Raw genomic sequence first — 648 nt, 5'->3', positions numbered from 1 at the left:
CCGAGCCTGGAGGCGCTCGCCGTGCTGCGGGTGGTCCAGGGCGTGGCGGCCGCGGGCAGCTCGGTGCTCGTGCTCGCCATCGCGCGCGACGTCAGTGACGGGCCGGGGCTCGTCCGGCTCATCTCCCGCATCACGGTGATCACGACGACGGTCCCGCTGCTCGCGCCGGTCGCCGGGGCGGTGCTGCTGCCGGTGGTGGGCTGGCGCGGGATCTTCGGGGTGCTCGGGGCGTTCTCGGCGGCGGTGCTGGTGGTGACGGCGGTGGTGGTGCCGGAGACGCATGCGGTGGGCCGGATCGACACGGTCACCCACCCCGACCGCGGCCTGCGCGCCCGCCTCCGCGCCGTGCTCCGCGACCGCGGTTTCCACGCCGCGACCCTGCTCGGCGCCATGACCTACGCGGGCGTCTACGCCTACGTCGCCGCCTCACCGCTCCTGCTCCAGGGGGTGCACGGCCTGACCGCCGGTGAGTTCGCGGCCGTCTTCCTGGCCAACTCGCTCGGCCTCGTGGTCGGCGTCCAGGCCGGCGCTGCCCTGCAGCGACGTCGGCCCGACGCGCCCGTCCTCATCGGGTTCGCCGCCCTCACGGCGGTCGCGGCGCTCGCGATCCTCCCGCTGGAACGGGCCGGCGCGGGCCTGCCGGGCCTG

General features: G+C 76.5%; 1 protein-coding gene. It reads left to right on the top strand.

The annotated features are described in order from the left end of the window. Nucleotides 1-648, top strand: a 648-nt coding sequence (locus PROKR_RS23140) for an MFS transporter (protein WP_036968062.1), incomplete at both ends; no start/stop codon positions are given.

The sequence above is a fragment of the Promicromonospora kroppenstedtii DSM 19349 genome, from assembly GCF_000515355.1.
In the GTDB taxonomy this organism is placed as follows: Bacteria; Actinomycetota; Actinomycetes; order Actinomycetales; family Cellulomonadaceae; genus Promicromonospora; species Promicromonospora kroppenstedtii.
This window is presented reverse-complemented; position numbering and strand designations above follow the sequence as displayed.